This window comes from Streptomyces sp. NBC_00090 (assembly GCF_045160815.1).
Taxonomy (GTDB): Bacteria; Actinomycetota; Actinomycetes; order Streptomycetales; family Streptomycetaceae; genus Streptomyces.
In genome coordinates this window covers 1295025-1320518 of sequence record NZ_CP108224.1, presented here as the reverse complement: position 1 = coordinate 1320518, position 25494 = coordinate 1295025, and the positions used below count along the sequence as shown (strand labels likewise).

The window sequence follows — 25494 nt, the reverse complement described above, 5'->3', positions numbered from 1 at the left end:
GCGAGGAGACGAGGATGCCCCCGACAACTGCCGAAATGGTGCATGACCGAAGCCTCGGAGACCTGTTGCTCCACCGTGATGTGGTGCTCGACGGACACGATGCTCCGCAGCGCGCCGCCCGTACCGTCCTGGCCGACGTCCTGGACGGCAAGGCGGAGGATCAGCTCTTCGACGCCATGCTGGTGGCCAGCGAGCTCATCGCCAACGCCATCCAGCACAGCTGCGGTGCGGTCCTCATAAGGGTTGAGGTCTACGAGTTCGGTGCGGCGTTGGGCGTCGTTGACCGCGGGGACGACATCACTGCCGTCCCTGTCCGACCTTCGAACTCATCCGTTGACGAAGGGACGGTGGCTGCAAGCGGGCGCGGCCTGTTCATCGTGGACAGCCTTGCCAGTGCCTGGTCGGTCGAGGAGACCGAGAACGGAAAGATCGTCATCGCTATCCTCACCCTTCCAGCAGGCCCTCGTCGATGACCCCTCTCGACCTCACGCGACGCCATCTCGGCCGACGATTCTTCGTCCATCCGCTCGGCGTCAACTGCGGAGCCATCGGACTGTCACAGGGCACTGAGTCAGAGACGGAGGACGGGCGCTTCCTCGATGGCCTGCGCCGCGCCGTCGAGCTCGGTGCCAACCTCCTGGACACCGCAGCACTCCTACGGCGCCCGTCGAACTGAACGCATGCTGCGCCGACTCTTGCACGAGTACCCGAGCAACGGCCTTCTCGTCAGCAGCAAGGTCGGCTCGGCACCGCATGCCTACGCCGGTCGGCACATTCACCACCAGTTCCAGCAAACGCAGGAGATCCTCTACGTGGAGGAGCTGGATCCGTCTCCCCGCCGGCGGCCGGCGCTACCGCGGCGGCGGCCGGTGTCGCGCAGCAGCCCTTGCCCTGCCAGGCGTCGCGGCCTTCCTTGATTGCGATGGCGGCGATGACCAGGGCGGCGATGGGGTCGGCCCAGGACCAGCCGAGGGTGGCGTTGAGGACCAGGCCGAGCAGGTGGACTGCGGACAGGTAGGCGCACAGCAGGGTCTGCTCGAAGTCGGCGACCGCGCTGGCGGAGCCGAGTTCCCGTCCGGCCTTGCGCTGGGCGACGGACAGGAACGGCATCACGCCCAGGGATGGGGCGGCGATGACGATGCCGGGGATGGAGCGTTCGCCTCGCCGGTGCCAGCCAGCGCGCGGGCGGCGTCGACGGTGACATACGAGGCAAGTACGAAGAACGAGATCGCGATGATCCGCAGCGTGCGCTTCTCCCGTGCCTCGCGTACCGCGTGGTCGCGGGCGGAGAACCGCCAGGCCGCGGCGGTGGCGGAGGAGACCTCGATGACCGAGTCCAGGCCGAAGCCGATCCGCGCGGTGGAGGAGGCGATCGTCCCGGCAGCGCCAGCGCCAGCGGCTCGCGCACGTCGTGCACCGCGGTGGTCATCCGCTCCTCGACGCCCTGGGAGCGGGCGACGTCACTCAGCTGCTCCAGCCCGACGGGGCTGAAGTCGGTTGCCTGGTCGGTGAAGCCTTCGTGGGCGAAGAAACAGCGGGTCGCGGCCGTGCCCGGCCCCCCAGCTCCAGCACGTCGTCGATCGTCATGCGCGAGCGGGCCGGGGTCTCGGAGTCCGGCACCGCCAGCCGCTTGGCCCAGGCCGGGACGCCGGAACCGTCGTAGCCGCGCTCCCGGCACCAGCCGAGCCAGGACAGAACGGTCGCGCGCCGGGAGTGCAGTACCTGCTCGCTATGCGACGCGTGGATGGACTGAATGAAGTCGGCCGCCTGAGCCTGCCTGACAGACCAGAGGACAGCCACGTATTGAGCCTCGGCGGATATCTATGCTCGCATCGCGAGCCGCCCTCGCCTGATCCCGACCACCATTCGCCTGAATCTTCGCCCCAGCACGCTGCCAAAGAGACCACCGACGATCGCTAGCACTGCCACCAGCGCAGCGAACAGTCCGGATTTCCCCTCGAAGTAGCTTCTGACCATGACCATATGCGCGTCCTGCACCGACCAGTGATGCCGGCGTGCACGAAGAGGCGCCCCAGCCTCGGGGAGAGACTGGGGCGCTGCTCAGACTGCTGGTCTTACTCGCCGAGCCAGAGTTCCTCGGTCGACAGGTCGGCGCAGTGGTACAGGCCGATGAGGTAGTTCTGGACCCGCCGTTCCCGGTCCATGCCGTGGAGCACGCCAGGACGTACGCGACGACGGCCAGGCAGACGACATCACCGGACTGCTGAGACTGGCTGGAGCGGGAACCTGCCATGGGTACGGCGCCCGGAAGAAGACGAGGACTCCGGGCTCGGCGGCTGTGAGCCGCAGTCCACCCCGCTCGCGGACCCGTATGCGGGTCTTCCCGGCCAGGCACCACGAAGGCTGGTCTGCCGAGAAGGTGTTGCCGAACATCTCCGTCTCGATGCCCTCGGAACTCCTCGGTGCTCTGCGCACGCGCACCGGCAAGCGCGGCGTGTCCGCCTACGTGACCGCAGCAGTCCGGCCCCAGCCGGCGATGGACGGCCTCGCCGAGATTGTGGCTTCCTGCGAAGCCGAGCACGAACCGCTGAGCGAGACCGAAGTTCAGGCCGGGCAACGCGACCTGTTCGGTGACGCACCGGCGCCGTACGCATCCGGCGACAGCGCCGCAGGAAGGGAGCCGCGGCCAGGTCCCTGGTTCTGGACTCCCATGCGCTGTCGGTCGCTGCTCCTGCGCAACGACCGACAGATGGTCATCCGGATCGAGGCCGCCCGGCGCGTAGGCGTCCCCGTCCTCGTGTCGGCCCTGACGGTGGTGGAGGCCGTCTTCGGGAAGACAGGTACCACCCGGCTGCGCTGAGTGCTCTCCCGGCTTCAGGTCCATGACGTCACCCAGGGGGACAGCCTCACCGCGGTGCAGCTGCTGAGTGATGCCGGCGGCCTGCACGGCCACGAGTACGCCATCGACGCACTCGTGGCCGCGATGGCGCTCCGCTCCGCAGCTCCACTGGAACGCGGCCTTCGACCGCGACGACTGGTCGAAACTGTGCGGCGACCGCGTATCGATCAAGCTGTCTGAGCTCGGCGTCCGCCCCTTGACCGGAGGTGTTCAGTCAGTTCACGCGGACGGTGGCGTCGTCGATCAGGAAGGACTCTGCAGTGAGGCCATGGGGGCGAGCTTGTTGGACTCGGATACTGCCGCGATCCAGGAGAATTCGTTGTTGTCGCTGAAGTAGTAGTACGTGGAGCCGTTGGGCATCATCGCGACGGTGATGCCTCCGTATCCGGACATGAACGGTACGTGGAACGGCTCGGTGTAGGCGGGGTTGTCTGCGGCCGTGAACTCCCGGCCCCAGAAGCCGTTCTGGTAGCGCATCGGTGTGCTGCCGGTCGTGGTGGCGCCGCGTTCTGACGGGTTCTGCTGCATGGAGTCGGCCAGCAGGCCCGGGTGCAGCACCTGAGTGCCGGCCACCACGCCGGCATCGTTGTTCAGGAACTTGGCGAACTTGGCGACATCGTCCTTGGTCCAGAACATCCCGTACCCGCCGAAGGGGACACCGGCCGCGCTGTTGTCCGTACGGGAGGAGATGCGGGCGTCCGGGCTGATGCCGATCGGGGTGAGGACCTCGTCGCGGAGCATGTGGAACAGGTCCGCGCCGGAACCTGCCTTGCTCCGGTAGTAGTTGTTCATGGCGCGGGCCGCCAGGAAGGTGTCGGAGGAGTGGTAGACCCACTTGCTGCCCGGGGTGGCCTTGCGTGGGAAGGACAGCGCCTTGTCCATCTTGGTGGCGTAGGGCTCGGCGAGGAAGAAGTCGGTCATGGTGCTGCCCGACTCGTCGGTCTCGTAGAGCGCCGAGGTGTAGTTGCCGGTGGTCATGTCCAGGGCGTGGTCGACGGTGACATTCGACCAGGCGCTCTTCCCGGCGGTTTCCGGTATCAGGTCGGTCAGGCGCTGGTCCGCGACACCGGTGCCGTAGCGCTGGGCGAGCCGGAGCAGGGCGGTGCCGGCGAAGGCGGACTTGGCGGTGGAGTAGGAGGGCAGCAGCATCTGCCCGCAGAACGGGTACTGGCCCCGCCTGGTCTGGCAGCCGCCGACGTAGTTCACGCCGTCGTAGTAGAAGCCGTAGGTGCTGAGCGCGGTGGGGGTGATTCCCGCGCCGAACTTCGAGGTGTCCACGCCGGCGCCGGGGTGGTCGGTGGCGAGCTGCGCGATGGGTTTGGTGGGCAGCCGGCCTGCGACCTCGGCCGCGTAGGCGGCGCGTGCGGCTTCGCCATCGGGAACGGTGCCCGGCTGGTAGGTGGCGGCCACCTGGCCCCACATGTCGAACTGGTGGTAGGCGCAGGTTTCCGCGGTGATCTGGTAGCGGACCTGGGAGATGGAGGATGCGTCGAAGAGGAAGGAGAGCACCCCGTTGTGCACGCAGTTGGCGTTCCGTTCGACCAGTGCGAAGGGCAGCGCGGCGCGCGTGCGGCCGCCGTCGCCGTCTTCCTGCCAGGCCCGGCCTGCTCCCACGGCGAGGTTCCAGGAGGCGTTCCCGGTGTAGCGCAGCCCGCGCACGGTGGGGATGAGGTGGCTGCCGTTCTGTACGAGGGTGGCGCTGAACGGGGGGAGGTGCTTGGTGGCCTCGGTGCGGGAGTAGCGGTTGGGGTCCTTCAGCTTGCGGTAGCCGCCGGCCGTGGCGGTGCCGTTGAGGGTCAGAGTGCCCTCGAAGGTGTGTGCGGGCGGGGCCGCCTCGGCGGGCAGGGCGAAGGCGCTGTCTACGACGGTGTCGGTGGGGGTGGCGCTGGAGAGCTGGGACGCGGTGAGGACCGTGCGGGGCACGGCGCCGTTGCCGGTGAGCGGGTCGCCCGGCACGGGGGCCGCGCTTTCGGCGAGCGCGGGGGATGGAGCGGTGAACACGCCGGCGAGCAGCACGGTGAGCAGTGCCGTGGCCGTCGCAAGACATCGCATGGCGCGTGGGCGGCGGGTGGGCGGACTGGAGGTCATGGATGTCCCTCTTCCGGGCGGGGTCTGTTGTTGCGGCATGGTGGGTGCGCGCAGCGAGAGCTGTCCAATGCCTGTCAGGACTGGCCACGGTGTCTCAAAAGCATCGGGGCAGGTTCTCCGGCGGAGTGCGCCGCATCGCCGGGGCGGTAGACGAGAAGCCAGGTCTGCGTGAACTTGCCGAGAACGCCACAGCTGACCTGCCACCCAGGTCGGATGCTGCTCGAATCGCCGGGTCCAGCTGTCCGGGCGAGACCACGCCGGCCTACGGGGTCGGCAAGCGGCTGGGCGGCTCGCCGGGCATGTCTTCGACAAGCTCGGTGTGCCGGAAGGCGCCGACCGCCGGTGGCGCAACCGCATGACCGAGAGGCGGGTGCGTCGTGCGCTGGAGTACCAGGACCGGGACGTCGACCTCCTGAGCAGGCTCACCGTGCGAGGGTCGCGGGGACGTTCCGGTGGTTGGTGCCGGCCTCGGCTGGGCCGCCTGGCACAGCAAGCAGGCGGAGGATTCCCGATGCCGAACCGACGCCGTCATCGACGGCAGCCGGCTCTGTATGGGCCCGGCACCGCTGGACGGGGTGGAGCGCCGACGACCGGCGATGGTGCACCCACCTGCTCGACACCATGAACGAGCGCGTGCCGGAATCCGTGGATCAGGTCGAGCGATGGGTCTGCGAGCAGCGCGCCGTGTTCCGGTCCGGCCGTCTCCCTCTGTCGCGGGACCGGTTGGACCAGACACCGTCCCGAGCCGGCCACGACTCCTGAATGGCTTTCGTGCCAGACCGGCCCAATGCCGGCAGGTTCAGCTCCCCGCTGCCTGCGGCCCGTACTGCTCGACGCAGAAACGGGCCAGGCCGGTGGCGAAGGACTCGATGGTGCGCAGCGCGTAGTGGCCGGCGTCCCAGGCCGCGTGCAGCCGGATCTGCAGGGGCTCCCCGTGCCGGTCGATGATCAGCAGTGGGTGCAGACCGAAGCGGGGGTCGTCGGAGACGACGGCGATGCCGTGACCGGAGGCGGTCATCGCCTGGGCGACCTGCGGGGTGTCGCACTCCAGGACGATGTCGAGGGAACTGCCCGCGTCCTGTACCGCCTGGTCCAGGATGCGGCGGGTGCCGTGCGCGAGGGTGAGGACGATCAGCGGCTCACCGGTCAGCTCCTGGATGGTGACCCGGTCCCCGCCTGCCCAGGGGTGTGAGGGCGGCACATAGGCCCACAGCGGCAGCCGGGCTACGGCCAGCCCGGCGTAGCGGTGGCGCGGCGGGGCTGAGGAGATCGCCACGTCGGCGCCCCGGGTGAGGGCCTGGTAGGCGCGTACCGGGCTCTCCGCCTGCACCGTGACCAGGGGATCCTCTGGACCCCAGGTGGCCAGGAACGGGGCGATCACATCGGTGATGGTGGTGGCGGGGGCCGCCACAGTGAGCCGCATCGCCCGCCCGGACGCCAGCGAGCCGGCCGCGGCGAGGGCGGTGTCGGCGCGGGTCACCAAGTCCCGGGCGAGGGGCAGGAATCGGCGGCCCGCCGCCGTGAGTTCCATCCGATTGCCCGTGCGGTCGAACAGTGTCACTCCCAGGGACGCCTCAAGTCCACGCAGTTGGCGGGAGAGCGAGGGCTGGGCGATATGGACTTCGGCTGCCGCCCTGGTCACCGAGCCGCTCTCGACGACCGCCAGGAAGTAGCGCAGCACCCTCAGCTCCACAGCGAACCTCCAACCCATGCCTCACAGGCATGAAAGTCAATCCCATCAAGTATTTGAGGTTATAGCTCACCCGGCCCATTGTTGCCTCACTGTGAACAGCCGGCGAATGCGCCTTCCCGAGGAGCGAACTCATGGCCACGTCCCGAAGAACACCCGCCGCCGCCGCTCTGGTGGCCTGCGGTCTGCTCGCGTCCGCCTGCAGCGGTAGCGACAGCGGCACCGACAGCGGCACCGGGCAGATCCTCAATGTGGCAACCACCGCCGAGGTGACGACCTGGAATCCGGTGAAGTCCTTCTCCACCGAGGTCTACTACCTCAGCAACGTCTACGAGCCGCTGCTGTGGATGAACCCGCCCGGCTCGAAGGAGCGCTTCCGCCCCGCCCTCGCCGAGCGCTGGTCGTCCTCCGCCGACGCCAAGACGTGGACCTTCCATTTGCGCAAGGGGGTCACCTTCCACGACGGCGAGCCGATGAACGCCGCGGCGGTCAAGGCGTCCCTGGAAGCCTCCGCCAAGGACGGCGGCGCAGCCTTCATCTGGTCGGCGCTGGACACCATCGAGACACCGGACGAGCACACGGTCGTGCTCAAGCTGAAGAGCGCCGCCCCGGTCGACATGATCGCCTCGTCCATGTACGGGGCGTGGATCGTCAGCCCCAAGGCCCTGGCCAGGGGCGAGGACTACTTCGCCAAGGGCGTTGACGCAGGCACCGGCCCGTACCGGGTCTCGGAGTACCAGGCCAAGAAGAGGGTCGTACTCAAGGCGTACGACAAGTACTGGGGCGGCTGGAAGGGCGAGCGCTACCGCACGGTCGTCGCCAGGATCACCGCCGAGCCGACCGCGCAGGAACAGATGCTCCAGTCCGGCCAGGTCGACTACGCCGCCGCGCTGCCACTGGAGAACGTCGCCCGGTTCAAGAAGGACAAGCGCTACACCGTCACCGAGTGTCCCACCTTCCAGAGCCACACGGCCTTCTTCAACACCACCAAGGGCCCGCTGAAGAACGTGAAGGTACGCCGGGCGCTGGCGCAGGCAATCCCGTACGACGACATCGTCAAGGTGGGCGCCGAAGGCTTCGGCGCCCGCGCTCGCGGCGCCGTACCGGCCGGGGCCTTCCCCTACGACGAGCAGCTGCCGCAGACGCCGTACGACCTGGAGGCCGCCCGTCGGCTGCTCACAGAGGCCGGATACGAGGGCGGCAAGGGCCTGAAGCTGACCCTCAGCTACGCGGCGGAGAACGCACAGCAGGCCAAGTACGCCCCGCTGATCAAGGACTCCTTCGCCAAGGTGGGCGTGTCGGTCGAACTGCAGCCGATCCTGTTCAACCAGCAGTGGGAGAAGGCCAAGGCGGACCCGGCCAAGGCGCAGGACATCTTCCTGCTGATGTACTGGCCGACCTATTCCGACGCCGGCTCGGACAACCTGGTCTCGCTCTTCCGCAGCAGCGACAAGCCGTTCTTCAACCTCAGCTACTGGAAGGACGCCACGTACGACAAGCTCGTCGACGAGGCCGGCACCCACACCGCCACCGACCAGGACAAGGCCGCCGCTCTGTACGGCAAGGCGCAGCGCCGGCTGCTGGAGCAGGCCCCCGGCGCGTTCCTCTACGACATGCGCACCCCCGTCGTGATGAACAGCGAGGTCAAGGGCTTCGCCTGCAACCCGAACTACTCCTTCTCCATCCCGTTCCACCAGCTGCACCGCGGAGCCAGCTGATGCCGCGCTTCCTACTGCGCCGACTGCGGGGCTCCCTGCTCGTCCTGCTCGGGGTCAGCGCGATCACCTTCGTCATAGCCCGGGTGATCCCCTCCAACCCCGCCCTCACCTACGTCGGCGCCAAGGCGACGCCCGAGGAAGTAGAACGGGTGACACACGCCCTCGGCCTCGACCAGCCGCTGCCGGTGCAGTACCTGTCGTATCTGCGCAATGTGCTGACCGGGGACTGGGGCACCTCCATCGCCACCAAGCAGCCGGTCCTCGGCGAGCTCGGCGACCGGCTGCCCGCCACCCTCGAACTAGTCGGCGCCGCCATGGCGGTGGCGCTGGTGCTGGGCGTCACGCTCGGCTGCATAGCCGCGGTGCGGCCCGGCAGGCTGATCGACCAGGCGGTGCGGCTGCTGTCCATCGCGGGCGTATCGGTGCCCGCCTTCTGGCTCGGGCTGCTGCTCCAGCTGCTGGTCTTCGGCCGCCTGGGACTCCTGCCGCCCACCGGACGCATCGACAGCGACCTGGAGTTCACCGCCCCGATCCACTCGATCACCGGACTGAACACGGTGGACGCGCTGCTCACCGGCAACGGGGTGGCGCTGGCGAGCGCCTCGGCGCACCTGATCCTGCCGGCCCTCACACTGGCCGCCTACCCGCTCGGCGTAGTGGCCCGCATGACCCGCACCAGCATGCTGGAGGCGCTCCAGCAAGACCACATCCGCGTCGGCCGCGCCTACGGCGTCCCCGAACGCACCCTCGTCTGGCGCGTCGCCCTGCGCAACGCCCTCCCACCCACCGTCACGGTGCTCGGCCTGACCGCCGCCTACGCCCTGACCGGCGCGTTCTTCGTCGAAGTGGTCTTCGACTGGCCGGGCCTCGGCCAGTACGCCTCCTCCGGCCTGCTGAGCCTGGACTACCCGGCGGTCATGGGCGTCACCCTCATCGGCGCCGTCGCCTACGTCCTCGTCAACCTCGCGGTGGACCTCGTCCACGCGCGCCTCGACCCGCGAGTGAGGCCGGCATGAGCCACAGCCCGCAGACCATCCCACCGCGCAGCGCCCGCTTCACCGCCCTGCTCCGCGACCCGCTCGCCGTCCTCGGCCTGGTGCTGCTCGCGGCCCTGGTCGCCGCCGCCCTGCTCACCCCCTGGCTCGCCCCGCACCCTGATCAGGGCGCCGGAGCCGCCGAGGTCGCCGCCCGCCACCTGCCACCCGGCGCCGGCCACCTGCTCGGCACCGACAACCTCGGCCGCGACGTGCTCAGCCGCATCATCTACGGTGCCCGGCCGGCGCTGACCGTCCCGCTCCTCGTGGTCGGGCTCGCCGTGCTGGTGGGCGTCCCGCTGGGACTGATCGCAGGCTTCCGCGGCGGGCGCGTGGGCGAGGCGATCATGCGGCTGTGCGACATGTTCCTGGCCTTCCCGCCCCTGCTGCTCGCCATGGCCATCGTCGCCACCCTCGGCCCCGGCCTGGAGCACGCCGCCCTCGCGCTGGCCATCGCCTGGTGGCCCTGGTACACCCGGCTGGTCCAGGGCATCACCGCATCCATGCGTGAGCGGCCCTTCGTCGAGGGAGCGCGCGCCCTGGGGCTCAAGGACCGAGTCGTCATGGTCCGGCATATCCTGCGCAACGCCGTCTCACCGATTCTGGTGCAGGCCACCGTCGACATCGGCACCGTGATCCTGGCCGCCGGGTCACTGGCCTTCCTCGGCCTGGGCACCCGCCCGCCGCAGGCGGACTGGGGCCTGATGGTCGCCGAGGCCCGCGGCGACCTCCAGACCCACTGGTGGGCGGCGCTCTTCCCGGGCCTGGCGATCCTCCTCACCGTGCTGGCCTTCAACCTCTTCGGCGACGCTCTGCGTGACGTGTTCGACCCACGCACGGAAGCCCGCTCCGCCGCCGCGCGCCGTGGCCTGCGCACACTGGCCGGGCAGGCCGCCGCTCTGTTGCGGCGCCGGCCGGAGGGGAAGGACACCGACGCGGCGAGCCCCCTGCCGGCCACTGAGGACGAGACCGCGCCCGGCCCGGGCAAGCAGCGCGCAGACGGTCAGACTGCACCCCTGCTGGAGATCTCCCGGCTGCGCGTCACCATCGGCGACGCCGCCGTCGTACGCGACGTCTCCCTCCGCGTGCGCGCGGGCGAGGTCGTGGGGGTGGTCGGCGAGAGCGGCTGCGGCAAGTCCCTGACCGCCCTCAGTGTCCTCGGCATGCTCCCCGCCGGAGCCGAAACCTCCGGCGCCATCCGGCTCCAGGGCCAGGACCTGCGGGCCGCCGGCTTCCACACGATCCGCGGCCGGAAGGTGGCCATGGTCTTCCAGAACCCCGCCGCCTCCTTCGACCCCGTCACCCCGCTCGGCCGCCAACTCGACCGCCTGGTACGCCTCCACCAGGGCGGCACCCGGAGCGAAGCGGCCCAGCAGGTGAGCACCGCACTGACGGAAGTGGGCCTGGACGCCGAGCGCGTCACACGCTCCTACCCCCACCAGCTCTCCGGCGGCATGCTGCAGCGCGTCATGATCGCCGCCGCTCTGCTGTGCCGGCCCGATCTGCTCATCGCCGACGAACCGACCACCGCCCTGGACGTCACCGTGGCCAAGGAGATCCGCTCCCTGCTGCGCCGCCTGCAGGCCGAGCACGGCTTCGGAGTCCTGTACATCACCCACAACCTGGGCGAGGTCCGCGAACTGTGCACCCGGATGTACGTGCTCTACGCCGGTCAGGTCGTCGAATCAGGACCGGTGGCCGACGTACTGGACACCCCGGACCACCCCTACACCCGCGCCCTGCTCGCCGCCCTCCCCGACCGGGCCGCCCCCGGCAAAGCGCTGCCCTCCATCCCCGGCAGCGTGCCTGACCGCCCCGACCTCCTCACCGGCTGCCCCTTCGCCGACCGCTGTGCCCACACCACCGAGGCATGCGCCACACCGCCGCCTCTCAACGCCGCCGGAGCGCGGGCCAGCGCCTGCCACCTCACCCAGCCGAAGGGAGTCCCCGCGTGATCCTCGACGTACAGCAGCTCGTCAAGACCTTCGGCTCGCACACCGCCGTCGCCGGCGTCGACCTCAACATCACCGCAGGAGAAGTACACGCGCTGGTAGGCGAATCGGGCTCGGGAAAGACCACCCTCGCGCGCTGCGTGCTGGGCCTGATCCAGCCCACCTCCGGCACCGTGCACATCGCGGGCCGCCCGCTCACCGGGCTGCGCCGCAAGGAGCTGCGGCGGCTGCGCCACCAGGTACAGATCGTCTTCCAGAACCCCTACGCCGCACTCAACCCCCGGATGACCATCCGGCAACTCATCGCCGAACCACTGCGCGAGGCCGGCCGCCCCGTGACCGACGCCACCGCGGAACTCGCCCGCGTCGGCCTTCCCGCCACCGTCCTCACCCGCTACCCCCACCAGCTCTCCGGCGGCCAGTGCCAGCGCGTCGCCATCGCCCGCGCCCTCGCCGTCGGGCCCTCGCTGCTGGTCCTTGACGAACCCACCTCCGCCCTCGACGTCTCCGTCCAGGCCCAGATCCTCAACCTGCTGCTCGACCTGCGCGAGCACAGCGACCTCGCCTTCCTCCTCATCACCCACGACCTGGGCGTGGTCCGGCACATCGCGGACCGGGTCAGCGTCATGCTGCGCGGCGAACTCGTCGAGACCGGGCCCACCGCCCAGGTCCTGGACTCCCCCCAGCACCCCTACACCCGCCGGCTGCTCGACGCCGTCCCCGGGCTCCGCCCACCGGACGACACCCCGCCGAGCACACCCGCAGCCGCCACCGCACAAGGAGCCCTCCAGTGAGCCGAATCCTCGGCGTCGCCCTCGCCCAGGTCGCACCCGTGACCGGTGACCCCCAGGCCACATTCGCGAAGTTCAGCCGCGAGGTGCGCTCCCTCAAAGCCCTCTCCCCGTCCATCGACCTGGTGGTCTTCCCCGAGCTGTACCTGAGCGCCTTCGGCAGCTTCGACGCCCGCCATCCGGCCGGCTACCTCGACCGCCTCGCCGAACCGATCCCGGGCCCCACCACCGACGCGGTGTGCCGGCTCGCGGCCGACACCGGGCTGTGGATCGTCCCCGGCAGCATCCCGGAGCGGTCGGCCAAGGGCGTCCACAACACGGCCGTCGCCATTTCCCCGCAGGGTGAAGTGGTGGCCTCGTACCGCAAGATCTTCCCCTGGATGCCGTACGAGACCTCCGTGCCCGGCGACACCTACGTCACCTTCGACATCCCCCAGGTGGGCCGCTTCGGCCTGGCGATCTGCTACGACGGCTGGGTACCGGAGATCTCCCGCACCCTCGCCTGGATGGGCGCCGAGGTCATCATCCAGCCCACCTACACCCGCACTTCCGACCGCGAACAGGAACTGGTCCTCGCTCGCGCCAACGCCATCACCAACCAGGTGTACGTTCTCAACCCGAACATCGGCGGCGTCTTCGGCACCGGCCGCAGCATCGCCACCGATCCCGAAGGCCGCGTGCTGGCCCAGGGCGGCGCAGGCGAGGAGTTCCTCACCTTCCACCTCGACCTCGACCTCGTGGCCACCACCCGTGAACGCGGCACCCTCGGCCTGAACCCCCTGTGGAAGCAGCTGCGCGACGCCCCGCCCCCCTTCCCGCCCGCCACCGAGGGCTACGACAAGGGCCAGATCATGGCCGGACTCGGCTCGCTGCATCCCGCCCGGGCCGGATCGACAGGAGCCTGAGACACCCAGCGGTCCCGCGGTCGCGACCGACAGCCCGGCGCCTGACGCCCTGGCTCCGCAGCGGGCGCCGAGTCTCCGCTGCCGAGCCCTCTCGGAGCCGCCGTTCAGATACCGCTCCAGCGGTCGGCAGCTGCTCACAAAATGCTGCCGCCCATTGCGCCTGGGTCCGCCCAGTCGCTCCGCCGGGCCTGCAGTCTGCCCCTCATGTGCCCGCCGACCTCCCCGGAGAACACCATGCCCGACCACCCCGCCACCACACACCAGGCCGACCGGCTGCGCGAAGCAGCCGGCAAACACCTGCTCCTGCACTTCGGCCAACACGCGAGCCTGCGCAACGGTCAGGGAATGTTCCTGCCCGACCGGGCCGACGGCGTCTACGTCTACGACACGACTGGAACCCGCTATATCGACGGCCTGTCCGCCCTGTTCTGCGCACAGCTCGGCTACTCCTACGGCCCCGAGTTCGCCAAGACGGCCGAACAGCAGCTCAACCGCCTGCCGTTCAGCACCTTGTGGAACACCGCGCACCCCGCCGCCATCGAGCTGGCCGAGCGGCTTGCCGCTCTGGCACCCGACGGCATCAACCGCGTGTTCTTCACCTCCGGCGGCTCGGAGTCCGTGGAGTCCGCGTGGAAACTCGCCCGCATGTACCACGTCGCCCAAGGCCAGCCTCAGCGCACCAAAGCCATCGCCCGCCGCACCGCCTACCACGGCCTGACCATGGGCGCCCTCGCGCTCACGGGAATCCCGGCGCTCAAGGAACCCTTCGGCGCACCAGCCTTCGAGGTCACCCACGCACCCAACACCAACCGCTACCGCACCACCGACACCGACGAGGACGCCTTCACCCGGCGGCTGCTGGCCGAAACCGAAGCGGCGGTGCTGGAGGCCGGCCCGGAGAACGTGGCCATGCTCATCGCCGAACCCGTGCAGAACTCCGGAGGCTGCCTCACGCCTCCGGCGGGCTACTGGGCAGGGCTACGGGCGATGGCGGACCAGTACGGCTTCCTCCTGGTCGCCGACGAGGTCATCACCGGTTTCGGCCGCATCGGCGAATACTTCGCCGTGACCAAGTACGGTGCGATCCCCGACATGATCACCACAGCCAAGGGCCTCACCTCGTCCTACGCCACGCTCGGCGCCGTCCTGGTGTCCGACAACGTCTCCGCGCCCTTCTTCAACGACGGCGTGACCCTCCTGCACGGGCTGACCTTCGCCGGGCATCCGGTCGCCGCCGCCACCGCCCTGACCAACCTCGACATCTTCGAACGAGACGGCGTGCTGGACAACGTCCGCGGCCTGACCGGCCACCTCCACAAGCGGCTCGCCGAACTGACCGATCTGAGCATCGTGGGCGACGTACGCGGCGACGGCTTCTTCTGGGCCCTCGAACTCGTCGCCGGAGCGGACGGCCGACGCTTCACCCCTGAGCGCCAGGACGAACTCGTCAAGCAGTTCCTTCCCGCACGCATGCGCGGCCTCGGACTCCTGGCCCGCGCGGACGACCGCGGCGACCCGGTCGTGCAGATCGCACCACCCCTGATCTCCACCCGCGACGAACTCGACCACATCGTCGATCTGCTGGGGCAGGCCCTCACGGATGCGGACCGCTATTTCCTCCACGCCCGCTGACCATCCGAGCCACCCGGCATCGATGACCGCGTGCAGCCCGGTGGACTTCAGATCGGACAGCAAGCGCGCCGCTCGGGCGGCCGCGCCGGCATCGGATGGAGTACCACCGGGCAGCCTGGCCCGCTTGGCGGCCGCCGCGCGGGATCGGTGGGGCCGTTTGTCTTGTCGAAGCCGAGGGTCAGCTCGTCCAGGTTGTCGCGCTCGATCTGCCGCTGCGCGGAAACGCCACGCTTGCCGACCCGCTCACAGGATGCCAGCGGTCAGAAGGACGGAGCCACCGCTACTGGAGCCGCCACCGGGCGGGTAGTCGGTGTCGTAGCCAGCCATGACGCAAGAAGGGCATTTGGAATGCCAAACTGCGCGATTCTCGGCTGCGGGATGCCTCAGCTGCCCTTCGGGCGTGCGTCAGAGGTCGCACGTAGCGCCCATAGCGCACGTAGTGCACATTGATCTTGTGTCCGTTTCGCCATCAGCGCGCCGCTGACCTGCGGTTTTCTTCGACATGCTCTAGGTAGACCTGTTTCTTGTGACGCACCACGTGGAGTGCGTGGCGATCCTGGAGCCGGTGAAGAAGGACGCCTGACCCGCGGCTGGTCAGGTGGTATGCACACTCATTGAGCCTCTTTCATCCTGTGCTGGTGGGTGAAGTGGGCTGGTCGGCGGGTGTGGTGACGAGGCAGGGCCCCTCGTCGTTGGCGTGGTGATTCCACTCATCACACCGGCGACCGAAGGGGCCCTGTTGGTTCCGTATCCTGCCACGCTCGATGTCTCGCATGAGCTCGTCGAACATGTCGCCTGGCTGCTGTACGAGCGCCGCCAAGCCCGCAACACCCGCTGGCGCAAGCTTGGCTGCTTCCAGCAGGCGCTGCTGACCCTCGTCCATCTGCGCAAGAACGAGACGTTCTCGCAGCTCGGAGCCGGATTCGGGATATCCCAGGCCACCGCCTGGCGCTACGTTGACGAGGCATTGGACGTTCTGGCCGGCTGGGCGCCGGGCCTCCAGGAAGCCCTCACCGGGCTCGGTGAAGGCGACCATGTCATCGTTGACGGCACCCTGATCCCTACCGACCGGATCCACGCGGACGAGCCGTACTACTCGATGAAGCACCGCAGGCACGGGATGAACGTGCAGGTCATCGCCCGGTCCGACGGCACACCGCTGTGGTTCTCCCGCGCGACGCCAGGCCGGACCCACGACCTGACCGCGGCCCGCGCCCACGGCATCCTGCAGGCCTGCCTCACCCGGCAGATCCTCGTACTCGCGGACCGTGCCTACCAGGGCGCCGGCGCCACTTTTCGCACCCCCTACTACCACCACCGCGAACAGCCAGAGCAGTACCAGCAGTTCAACCGCGACCACGCCAGACTGAGAGCCCCCGGCGAACGCGCCTTTGCCCAGCTGAAGTCCTGGCGACTGCTTCGCCGAGCCAGATGCTCCACCCGCCGCATCGGCACCATCGTCCAGGCCGTCCACACACTGCTGACCTGCAGCTATTCAGGATGAAAGAGGCTGATTCACATGTTTACGCAGTAAAGGACTGAGGGGGCCCGAGATCGAACGGGCCCCCTCAGTATTTCGATTTTCCTCAGCCTACGGATACCGCAGGATCAGGACCCGGGAAGTTCGGGGGGAGCCCGTAGGGCGGGATCGTCCCGGAGCAGAGCCCGGACAGGTAGCTTGTGAGACTGCCCTCGTGGTGGAACCAGTCGTCATTCCGGCCGGCCACGACGACAGTCCATTCGTTCGGCTGCCCTTCTGTGCGCCAGTGGAACTCGTCGCCATCGATCGAGCTGCCCCATCGCAGCAGTCCTCCTGGTGCCGGGAAGACGGGATAGCCGCCGGTCATCCCTTTCTGCGACATTTCCTCGGCGCCGGCTAGATCCATTCTCGCGGACTCGACGAAGCCCTCTTCGTACCCTGGGGCCGGAGCCGTCACCGTGAGGAATCGCCCGATCTCCAGCCTGGGGTACGACTGTGCCAGACCGACGTAATCGTCCGGCAGCTGTGTCCCCAGGCCGCCGAAGATCACTGCCCAGTCGATTCGCCGTGGAGTCTGGAGTCGCTGCGCCACCAGCCCCGGCAGTGCGGCCTCCAGGGATTCGATGCTCAACAGCCGCCCCCGTTCGCGTTCTTGTTCTCTATCCGCACGCTGAACAGCTTACGGGTCGGCGTGGACGCGGTCATGGTGATCGCAGTCGGCCGCCGGGGTGCGGTCGGATCGCCGTACTCCAGAACCGCGCCGTAGGTCACAGGCTCTGTGGCGAGAGCCTCCGCCATCCTGTTCTCGCAGGTCTTCATGCCGCTCACATTGAAGCGCCGATAACCCGTGAACATGTTTTCCGCTATGTTCGCCCCGTTGAACCTGTCCCCGATGATGTGAGACCGATTGTAAAGAGCGTCACCGTTCGCGTCCCTCACGCCGACAGGGAAGCCCTCCGGCGTGAACGTGTCTTCGGTACTGCGCGAGTTCGGCGGCTTGAGGTCGCTGGGGCAGATGAGGGCAGTGGCTCCGGTCGCATTCCCGTTCACGAGCGGGAAGTACATGTACCTCTCCTCTCGCGACTGGGACTCGCACCTGAAGCGATCCGCCAGGTTCCGGGCATTGTGGGTACGGCATCCCGCCGAACACACCAGGGCCTTCAGCGGGTCCTCGCCCTGCGCGATGTCCGTCACCGCGCCGATCGCGGCACCCAGGAGGTTTCGCTTGGCGGCGGTCCTCGCCGTGTCCCAGATGCTCCGGGAGCTTTGGCTCTCAGCCGCCTCGACTACTGCCTCTTCGACCCGCTCGAGAACGTCGGTGAACCAGGAGTCGTGCCCGTCGATCTCGACGCGGTTGATGGGATTTCCGCCGGTGAAGGCGTACCGGTTGCCGGTGAACGGGTCGACTCCCAGCCCCATGTCCGCGAGGGCGCCGTTGTACATGTCCCGGGTGGTGAAGCGGTTGAGCCCGGGGTCGTAGTCGCGGAAGCCCATGTCGTAGGTGCCGGCGCCGGCGTCCCAGCGCTTGGAGTTGTAGCGGTAGGGGTTGTACGCCTCCTTGGTCGGGTCGGCGGCGTCGGGCTTGTCGATGCCGGTGAACTCGTCCTTGTCGTCGGAGCCGTAGGCGGTGTAGCCGTAGGTGGACTTGGAGTCGCCGTTCTTGTCGGTCAGGGTTTCGACGTCGGTGTGCGAGTTGTAGCCGTAGTAGCCGTCTTCGCTGGTGCCGTCGGTGTTGTGCTTGACCTGGGAGAGCCGTTCGCCCCAGGGGCTGTACTGGTAGGACTTCGTGAGTTCGCCGGCGACTTCCTCGCCGAGGATCTCCCCGGACATGCCGAGGTAGTGGAAGTCGGTCGTCTTGCCGTCCGCCGTCTTCGACGCGGTGCGGTCCAGCGGGTCGAAGGTGTACTTCGTCGACTTCAACGCTCCGGCGGCGTCCATCTTCTGGGACTCCACCACGTGGTCGAAGCCGTCGTAGACGGATCGCTCGATGACCTTGCCGCCCGCCGTGACCGACTCCTGGCGGCCGAACGGGTCGTAGTTGTAGTCGGCGGTCGAGCTGCCGGTGGTCGCGGTCGACAGCCGGTTGCGGTCATAGGTGAACGTCGACGACGTGCCCTTGACCGCCTGGCTGATGACGTTGGCGTTGTCGTCGTGGACGTACGTCTCGGTGCCCGCGCCGGTGCCGGTCTTCACCGACTTGGCGAGCCGGTCCACGGGGTCGTAGGTGTAGTCCGTGGTCGACTCGAGGTAGGCCGAGTTGTCGTCGGCGTTCATCTTCTTCGCGACGTCCTGCGCCTTGTTGCCGTTGGCGTCGTAGGCGTAGGCGTGCGAGGAGACGAGCGTGCCGGAGCTCTTCTTCTCCGACGTCGTCTTCGCGGCGCCGTTGAGGTAGTAGGTGTAGTCGACCGTGTTCTTGTTGGCCTTGGTCTCCCGCAGCTTCTGGCCGCGGTCGGTGTACGTGTACGAGGTGACCTTCGGCGAGGCGTCCGAAGCCGTCTTGCCGACCGACACCGTCTTGACCAACTCGCGCAGGTCATAGGTGTACTTGGAGAACTGGTCGGGGTGGGTGATCGTATCCGGCCGGCCGTTGGCGTCGTAGGTGTACGACGTGGCCTTCTTCTCCGCACCCGCGAGCGCCTCGGTCACCTTCTGGACCTGGTTGAGGCCGGTGTAGGCGACCGTGTAGACGTCGATCCCGGCACCGGAGGAGGTGTCGTCGACCGAGGTCAGGTTGGAGTTGGCGTCGTAGGCGTAGGTGAAGGTCTTCTTCTCGGAGTCCGTGTCGCCGGAGATGTCGCGCACCAGCTTGACGCCGTCGGCGACGACGATGCCGGCGCTGTTCTGGTCCAGCTTCAGCCGGGCGTCGTTGCCCTGCTTGAGGCTGTAGGAGCCGAGCGCGACCCAGGTGCCGGTGGCGGCGTTCTGGTCCTTGGTGACCGCGGGGTGGGTGGTGGTGCCCTGCGACAGCGTGTACTTCGCCGTGGTGGCGGCGCCGGTCACCTTCGGGTACTTCACGTACGCGGTGTACGTGCCGTCCTTGGGGATGTTCAGCGTCCATGTGTAGGCGTCGGTGCCCGTTCCGGCCGCGTGGGTGTGGTGGTCATAGCCCTGCTGCCCGGCGATGTCACCCTTCGTCCACGTGCCCGTGGCCGAGGTGTGCCGGCTGTCGGAGTTGTCCACCAGGACCACCGACCTGCCCACCGGCACACCGTCGTCCGACTTGGACTTCAGCTTGCCGTCCGGGTAGTACGCCCATGACATGGTGCGGTCCGAGGAGCCGCCCGCGGAGGTGAGTGTGCGGGCCTTCTGCTGCCCGAGCTCGGTGTAGTCGTAGGTGGTGGAGATGTCCCACGGGTCGGTGGACTTCTTCACCCAGCCGTTGTCGAAGTACTCGTAGACCGTGTCGTTGCGGACCGTCTGGCCCTCCGACGGCGGCAGCGACGTCTTCGAGGCGCGGCCCACGGCGTCGTACACGGTCTGCGTGTAGACGCCGGGGTTGTTGTAGCGGGCGTCGGCCGGGTCGTACGGCTGGAACTGCTTGACCGGACGGTTCAGCGCGTCGTACTCGGTGCGCGAGGCGAAGTCGTCCGCCGCGGCGGTGGCCGTACCACGCGGGGTGATCACCCTGGTGGTGTTGCCGACCTGGTCGTACTCGAACTGGGTCTTGCGGAACGTAGCCCCCTCGTAGGGCGCGCGGACCTCCTTCTGCTTCCCGCGCTCGTCGTAATCGACGTAGCTGACGTTGCCCTCGGCGTCCTTGGTCTGGATGACCAGGGAGTCCTTGTCGTAGGTGCGCGAGGTGGACTTGCCGGCCGCGTCCGTGACCGTGGTGACCCGGTGGTTCAGGTCATGGGCGGTCTTGCTCGTGTAGTCGGTCGTGTCCGCGGTCGCGTTCTTCTTCGGGTCGATGACCGTGGTCAGGTTGCCGACGCTGTCGTACTCGTAACCGACCTTGTCACCGGACGTGTTGACCGCTGACGTGAGCTGGTTGATCGCGTCGTAGTACTGCGTCGTGACGTAGTCGGCCGGGTCCGACGTGGTCAGCGCGCCCTTGGGCTCGGTCGTCGTCCTGAGGTTGCCGACCTTGTCGTAGCTGTAGACCGTCTTGCGCTCCTCCGAGGTGGGCGTGTCCTTCGGCGAGGTGGCCGAGGCCATCTGATCCGCCGCGTCGTAGACCGCCGTGGAGACCGCGCCGTTGGGCGCTGTGGAGGTGGTGACGTTGTCGTTCGCGTCGTAGACCGGTGCCGGCGACGTGATCAGCACGCCGGCTGCCTGGTCCTTGGGTACCGTGTTGACCAGCGAACGCCCGAAGACGTCGTACGTCTGTGTGATCTTCTTGCCCAGTGCGTCGGTGATCTCGGTGACCTGGCCGCGCTCGTCGTAGACAAAGTCCGTCGCCTTGCCCAGCGCGTCGGTGATCTTCGCCGGGTAGCCCGTCGGACCGAAGCCGCTGTTGGTCGTCGGGTTGCCGTTGGCGTCGGTCGCCTTGGTCAACTGGCCGTACGCGTTGTACTCGTACGCGGTGGTGTAGTCGCCCGCCGTCGCGGTAGCGACGCCCTTGGGGTCGGTGACCGTCTTCAGATTGCCGAACGAGTCATAGCCGAACTGCCACTTACGGCCCTCCGGAGAGGTCTTGGTGGACAGGTCGGCGCTGTAGCCGTCCAGGCGGGTCTGGTAGCCGTACCGCTGCGAGTCGGCCGGATACGTACCCGGAGCGCACTCCGCGGGAGCCGGGACACCGGCCTTGTTGTTCTCCGCGTCCCGCATCCAGAGGGGGTAGCCGGTCTTCTGGTCGTAGCAGTACGCCGTCTTCGCGCCGTTGGCCTCCTCCAGGTACGTGACGTTGTTGTCCGCGTCCCACGCCGTCCTGGTGGTCTGGGACTTGGCGTTGGTCGTCTGCACCGGACGGCCGAAGTCGTCCGTCACGTACGTGGTGGCGTGCGTCTCGGCGTCGGTGACCTCGGTGTCGGTGAACTTCGCGTTCGACGCGTTCACCGTGTAGGTGTAGCCGGTGACACCGTCGAGACGGTCGGTGATCGTCTTGGTCCACCAGTGGTACTTCGGATCGTCACCGGCCGACGGCTCGTTGTACGCCAGCTTCGTGGCATTGCCGCGCGGGTCGGTGATCCGGACCAGCTTGACGTTCTTGTTGCCCTGCGTCGCGTCGTAGGTGAAGCCGAAGACCTTCGGCTGCGTGGCGCCCACACCGTCGGTGAACCGCCCGAGCAGCCCCTTGGTGGTGTAGAAGAACTCGATCCTCCGGCCGGAGACGTCGGTCACCGAGCGGATGTGGTCGTAGATCTTGGAGTTGCTCAGTTTGCCGGTGTCGGTGGTCAGCACGCCCGAGTCGTCGACGTACTGGTAGCCGGACTGGCCCTTCTCCCAGTAGTCGACGGTCAGCGTCTGCCGGCCGGCCGGGTCGGTGACGTAGGTGAGGAACTTGGTCGGCTTGTTGTTGGACCTGCGCTCCTCGTACGTGAAGAGCTGGGTGTTGCCGTTCCTGTCGATCACGGACGTCATGTAGCCGTCGCAGCCGAACAGGAACCGCGTGCCGTCCGGGCGGGTGAGCGTCCAGGCGTCCCCAACCGGGTCCTTGGCCGGGGTGCAGTCCAGGCCCGCCTTCGGCGTCACCTTGTAGTGCACACCCGCCGGGGCCTTCCAGCTGCCGTCGCCCTGCTTGCGGAAGACGTGGGTCGTGCCGTCGCCGTCCGGCAGACGGATCTCCGTGGGGTTCGGGTTCGGGTGGAAGTCCAGCGGAGCACCGAGCCGGGTCGGACCGGAAGCCTGTACGGACCAGCCGTGGCCCGAGACCGTGTCCGAGGTGTCCAGCGAGTTGTACGCCATGCGGAAGAACGTGTTCAGGCCCCGGCCGGGGTTGTTGAACGCGTTGTACTGCCACACGCTGTTACCGGCCGCCAGGTTGTTCATGACGGTCGAACCGGCGCCGGTGTTCTTGCCGGTGTACGAGTAGAACTTCTCCAGGCCGATCGCGTTGGAGGTCGGGTCCTCGACCGCGACGTTCTGCTTCAGCGACGGGATACCGCCCGTACCGGCCGAAAGCCACGACCCGTCCGACACCTTACGGACGTCCCAGCCCAGCACGTACTCCGTGCGCTTGGAGCCGGAGTCCGAGTTGATCGGGGTCTGGACCTTGGCCTGGATGGTGGCGGACTTGCCCGGAAGGACCGCCGGGATCGCGGTCTTGAGCTGGTTGCCGCCGTTGGTCACGTCCGTGCCGTCGGGCAGCTTCCAGGTGTAGGAGAGCTCGCGCTCACCCGCCGCCCACGCGGTGGCCGTGGTGTTGGTGACCGTGAACTCCACCGTGTAGGTGGAGTTGGGGGTCATCCGGGCCGGGGTCTGCGGCGCGTAGTAGGTGTCCTCCGTCGTGGAGTCGACGTAGATCACCTGGATGTACGGGCGCAGCTGCGGGTCCTGGGCCTCGGCCGACAGGAACAGGGTGCGCTCCTGCGGGCCGGCCGTGGTCTCGTCCTTGAGCTTGACCGCGACGCCCTTGTTGCCGGCCGGGGTCTTCACCCAGCCCTGGGTCAGGCCGGTGGCGTCCCACCAGTGGCGGCCGACCTCGGACACCTGTGCGACCGTGTCGGAGACGGCGGCGGACATGTCGCCGCCCGCCGCGGTCCACGCGGTGGTGGCGTTCGCGTTGTTCCAGGTGGCCGTGGTCTCGTCGAAGTCACGGGTCAGCGCGTGCAGTTCGTAGATCGCGCCGTCGGTGCCGGTGGTGGTCTCGGCGCCCCACATGTACATCTTCGAGTCAAGGACCGTTGCGGTCGCCGGGATCGAGGCGGTGGGGAACTTCAGCGCGGCACGGGTCTTGCCGTAGGTGGTGGAGTTGTTGCCGACGGACAGCCAGTTCTGGCCGACCGCGAAGGACTGGATGGTGTCCTGGTTGGTGGTCGGCTGCTGCGAGGAGAGCGTGGTGTCGGTGACACCGCCCTGACTGCCCTGGATGATCTTCATCGTCCGGCCGGCCTTGGGGATGCCCACCACACGCGTCGGCGACCCCAGCAGCTGGCCGTCCTTGGTCTTCACGGCCAGCTGGTAGTAGTACGACTTGCCGATCTCGTTCGCGTTCGAGTCCGGCGTCGGCACCGCCGTGGTGTCGGTGTAGGCGGTGGCCGAGGACGCGATCGGGGCGACGAGCGTCGCGGCCGAGGGCGTGAAGGTCTGCTGCGTGGAGCGGTGCAGCTGGTACTCGACGATGTCCAGACCGCTGTCACCGGAGTTGTTGGTGTACTTCGCCCAGGACAGCTCCGGGCCCGTGGAGTGCACCACGGTCGGCGAGTTGAGCGTCGTGCCCGTCTTGCCGTACGTGATGGTCAGCCGCGGGATCGTCGAGGTCTCGCCGCCGTAGACCGAACCGTCGCCGGCCTCGTAGCGCGGACCGCCGGTCGGGGTCGCGGCGACACCGTCGTCCTTGGCCTGGATCACGAAGCCGTGGTTCGTGGCCGTGCCCGAGATCCACTTCTGGACCGTGTCGGTGACCGCGAACTTGTGCCAGGAGTTGTACTCGCCCTTGTTCTTGACGATCTGGCCCGGGTTCAACAGCCGCAGCGCGTCGGCGATGTTCCGCGTGGTCGAGCTGCCCGTGTCACCCAGGACGATCTTGCCCGTGTTGCCCGCCGCGAAGTAGTACTGCGTGGCGTCGACCGTCTTCCAGGCGGCCGCGGAGCCGGACTGGTCGACCGTCCTGACCGGCGCGGTGCCATCCCGGTGCGTGATCGTGTACGGGGCCGCGGTGGCACCGTCCGTCGCCGGCGGGTAGTGCGCCTCGACCCGGTAGGACGCCGTCTCCTTGATCCGCGGCTGCCAGGTGTACGTCTCGCCGGTCGCGGTGTTCTTGTTGTACGCGAAGTCGTCACCGACCGCCGCGCCACCGGTGGTCGTACCGCGCGGCCACTCGCCCACAGCGGCCGTACCCGTGTCGCCGTCGTCGATCTGAACCGTCGTCCCCGACAACTCGCCCGACAGGGCAGAGGTGTTGGACCAGGTCGCACTCGCCTCGTCCCACGCGCCGGTCGCCCGGTGCGCCTCCATCGTGACATCGTTGCCGTTGGTGGTGTGCGACTGGTCGTAGTAGAGCTCCAGGCGCGCGGTGTCGATCGTCGTACCCGACGGGATGCCGGTCAGCGGGAACTTGACCAGGGACCGGGCGATACCCGTGTCCGTCTTGCCCGCCGACAGCTTCCAGGTGGTGTTGAAGTTCACCGCCGGCTGATCGGACAGGACCATCGTGTCCTGCGAGGTCGCCGCGTCCGGCGCGATGGTGATCGTCGGATCGATCTTCACCGGATACCGGCGGTCCTCGGACGCCAGCCACTTCGCCGACGGGGTGACGGTGAGCTTGTAGCCCTTGCCGTCCCGGGTCAGCTTCTGCTGGACGGCCGTCGAGAAGGTGCCGCCGGTGGGCGACGTCGGATCCTTCTTCGCGTCCGTCATGTACGGAGCGGGGATCAGCATGACGGGCGTGTGCGGCAGCTCGCCGTACAGGCCGATCGACCCGTCCTTGTTCTGCTTCGGCGTCAGACCCGCGGTGTCCAGGGTGAAAACATAGCTGACCGGGCCCTTGGGGGCCTGGTCGAGAACGATGTTCTCCTTCACCTGGCCACGTCCGACCAGATACTCCAGGTCCGCGCCCGCGACAGCGTCCTTGTAGGTGACCTGGGCGCCCTTGACCACCGGAGCGAGCGCCTTGTCCGCCCCGTCCAGGCCGAGCGTCACCGTACGACCGTCAGGAGCGGCGAACCTCAGCAGCTTCTGCGAGCGGTCACCGAACCAACTCCGGCCCTGGTTGGTGGTGTTCGCGAACTCGAAGCCCTTCGCATCGGTCTTCTCGACCGAGATGTCGATGGACTTCCAGACCTTGCCGTCCTGGTACGCGAGCGGCTGCGCCGACAGCTCGGCCTCGACACGTCCGTCGGACAGCTGCCAGTAGCGCGCGGTCGAGGTCCGCTTGTCCTTCAGCTCCTTGACCCGCTTCGCGGGCTTCTCGTCCTCGCCCTTCGGCAGCTTCTGCCGACTGGGTATCTCCAACTCGCCGCCGACCGGCGGCTCGTCATCGTCATCGTCCCCGTCGTCACCCGTGAAGAAGTTCACGATCGAGTCCATGACCCCGCCCTCGTCCTCACCGGCCGAGGCCGACGAAGCGGGTGCGGCGTACGCGGCTTGCGGCAGGACAGTGCCCACCACCGCTGAAACGACAAGGCAGGAGATCAGTCTCCTGTATCGGACTTTCACGTCCCATGCTCTTTCCGTAGATGGCGGCCCGGCTCCGCAATTGCGGCGGTTTCCGGGCACGCCAAACCACCGGACTGGGATTCCCCAGC

General features: G+C 68.3%; 13 protein-coding genes and 3 pseudogenes. 11 read left to right on the top strand and 5 right to left on the bottom strand.

Translation table 11 applies throughout. The features are described from left to right. Window positions 1-14: 14 nt before the first annotated feature. Window positions 15-473 carry an ATP-binding protein gene (locus tag OG361_RS05720; protein ID WP_405852201.1) on the top strand — a complete coding sequence of 153 codons (459 nt, stop codon included), beginning with the start codon at window positions 15-17 and terminating at the stop codon, window positions 471-473. Beyond that, window positions 470-676 carry a hypothetical protein gene (locus OG361_RS05715; protein WP_405852200.1) on the top strand — a complete coding sequence of 69 codons (207 nt, stop codon included), beginning with the start codon at window positions 470-472 and terminating at the stop codon, window positions 674-676. Before OG361_RS05720 ends, OG361_RS05715 begins: the two co-directional genes overlap by 4 nt. Before the next feature lie 50 nt (window positions 677-726). Here the strand turns inward: OG361_RS05715 and OG361_RS05710 are convergent. Continuing rightward, window positions 727-1400 (bottom strand): annotated as a pseudogene (locus tag OG361_RS05710) (cation transporter); the annotation flags it as partial. A gap of 1004 nt (window positions 1401-2404) precedes the next feature. On the opposite strand from OG361_RS05710, the pseudogene OG361_RS05705 reads away from it, so the two are divergent. Further along, window positions 2405-2632, top strand: a pseudogene (locus tag OG361_RS05705) (hypothetical protein); the annotation flags it as partial. 23 nt (window positions 2633-2655) lie between these two features. Next, a pseudogene (locus OG361_RS05700) lies at window positions 2656-3032 on the top strand (PIN domain-containing protein); the annotation flags it as partial. Between the two features lie 71 nt (window positions 3033-3103). Here the strand turns inward: OG361_RS05700 and OG361_RS05695 are convergent. Beyond that, window positions 3104-4948, bottom strand: a complete 1845-nt coding sequence (locus OG361_RS05695) for a hypothetical protein (RefSeq protein WP_405852199.1) — start codon at window positions 4946-4948, stop codon at window positions 3104-3106. A gap of 799 nt (window positions 4949-5747) precedes the next feature. Further along, the gene (locus OG361_RS05690) at window positions 5748-6641 is read right to left on the bottom strand and encodes a LysR family transcriptional regulator (RefSeq protein WP_405852197.1); all 894 of its coding nucleotides are present in this window, start codon (window positions 6639-6641) and stop codon (window positions 5748-5750) included. A 131-nt stretch (window positions 6642-6772) separates the two neighbouring features. On the opposite strand from OG361_RS05690, the gene OG361_RS05685 reads away from it, so the two are divergent. From OG361_RS05685 to OG361_RS05655, 7 genes are all read left to right on the top strand, one after another. After that, entirely contained in the window at window positions 6773-8356 is a 1584-nt protein-coding gene (locus tag OG361_RS05685; protein WP_405852196.1) for an ABC transporter substrate-binding protein, read from the top strand. Beyond that, entirely contained in the window at window positions 8356-9372 is a 1017-nt protein-coding gene (locus tag OG361_RS05680) for an ABC transporter permease (RefSeq protein ID WP_405852195.1), read from the top strand. Before OG361_RS05685 ends, OG361_RS05680 begins: the two co-directional genes overlap by 1 nt. Further along, on the top strand, window positions 9369-11345 hold the full coding sequence (locus OG361_RS05675) for a dipeptide/oligopeptide/nickel ABC transporter permease/ATP-binding protein (protein ID WP_405852194.1): 1977 nt from the start codon (window positions 9369-9371) through the stop codon (window positions 11343-11345). The genes OG361_RS05680 and OG361_RS05675 overlap by 4 nt, the downstream gene beginning before the upstream one ends. Then, window positions 11342-12136, top strand: a complete 795-nt coding sequence (locus OG361_RS05670; RefSeq protein ID WP_405852192.1) for an ABC transporter ATP-binding protein — start codon at window positions 11342-11344, stop codon at window positions 12134-12136. Before OG361_RS05675 ends, OG361_RS05670 begins: the two co-directional genes overlap by 4 nt. Then, window positions 12133-13038: a carbon-nitrogen hydrolase family protein gene (locus OG361_RS05665; protein WP_405852190.1), complete on the top strand. Its 906-nt coding sequence runs from the start codon at window positions 12133-12135 to the stop codon at window positions 13036-13038. Before OG361_RS05670 ends, OG361_RS05665 begins: the two co-directional genes overlap by 4 nt. A 234-nt stretch (window positions 13039-13272) precedes the next feature. Next, window positions 13273-14670: an aminotransferase class III-fold pyridoxal phosphate-dependent enzyme gene (locus tag OG361_RS05660; protein ID WP_405852189.1), complete on the top strand. Its 1398-nt coding sequence runs from the start codon at window positions 13273-13275 to the stop codon at window positions 14668-14670. Window positions 14671-15367: 697 nt separating this feature from the next. Next, the gene (locus OG361_RS05655; protein ID WP_405852188.1) at window positions 15368-16174 is read left to right on the top strand and encodes an IS5 family transposase; all 807 of its coding nucleotides are present in this window, start codon (window positions 15368-15370) and stop codon (window positions 16172-16174) included. 82 nt (window positions 16175-16256) lie between these two features. Here OG361_RS05655 and OG361_RS05650 read toward each other — a convergent pair whose 3' ends face one another. Then, window positions 16257-16781 carry an SMI1/KNR4 family protein gene (locus OG361_RS05650; RefSeq protein WP_405852187.1) on the bottom strand — a complete coding sequence of 175 codons (525 nt, stop codon included), beginning with the start codon at window positions 16779-16781 and terminating at the stop codon, window positions 16257-16259. Next, a complete protein-coding gene (locus OG361_RS05645) occupies window positions 16778-25354 on the bottom strand; it encodes a DNRLRE domain-containing protein (protein WP_405862092.1) in 8577 nt (2858 codons plus the stop codon). The genes OG361_RS05650 and OG361_RS05645 overlap by 4 nt, the downstream gene beginning before the upstream one ends. Between the last annotated feature and the right edge of the window lie 140 nt (window positions 25355-25494).

What these genes read in the sequence shown, in the direction of transcription:
- OG361_RS05720 (WP_405852201.1), top strand. Translation starts at nt 15, where the DNA reads ATGCCCCCGACAACTGCCGAAATGGTGCATGACCGAAGCCTCGGAGAC.
- OG361_RS05715 (WP_405852200.1), top strand. Translation starts at nt 470, where the DNA reads ATGACCCCTCTCGACCTCACGCGACGCCATCTCGGCCGACGATTCTTC.
- OG361_RS05695 (WP_405852199.1), bottom strand. Translation starts at nt 4,948, where the DNA reads ATGACCTCCAGTCCGCCCACCCGCCGCCCACGCGCCATGCGATGTCTT.
- OG361_RS05685 (WP_405852196.1), top strand. Translation starts at nt 6,773, where the DNA reads ATGGCCACGTCCCGAAGAACACCCGCCGCCGCCGCTCTGGTGGCCTGC.
- OG361_RS05680 (WP_405852195.1), top strand. Translation starts at nt 8,356, where the DNA reads ATGCCGCGCTTCCTACTGCGCCGACTGCGGGGCTCCCTGCTCGTCCTG.
- OG361_RS05675 (WP_405852194.1), top strand. Translation starts at nt 9,369, where the DNA reads ATGAGCCACAGCCCGCAGACCATCCCACCGCGCAGCGCCCGCTTCACC.
- OG361_RS05660 (WP_405852189.1), top strand. Translation starts at nt 13,273, where the DNA reads ATGCCCGACCACCCCGCCACCACACACCAGGCCGACCGGCTGCGCGAA.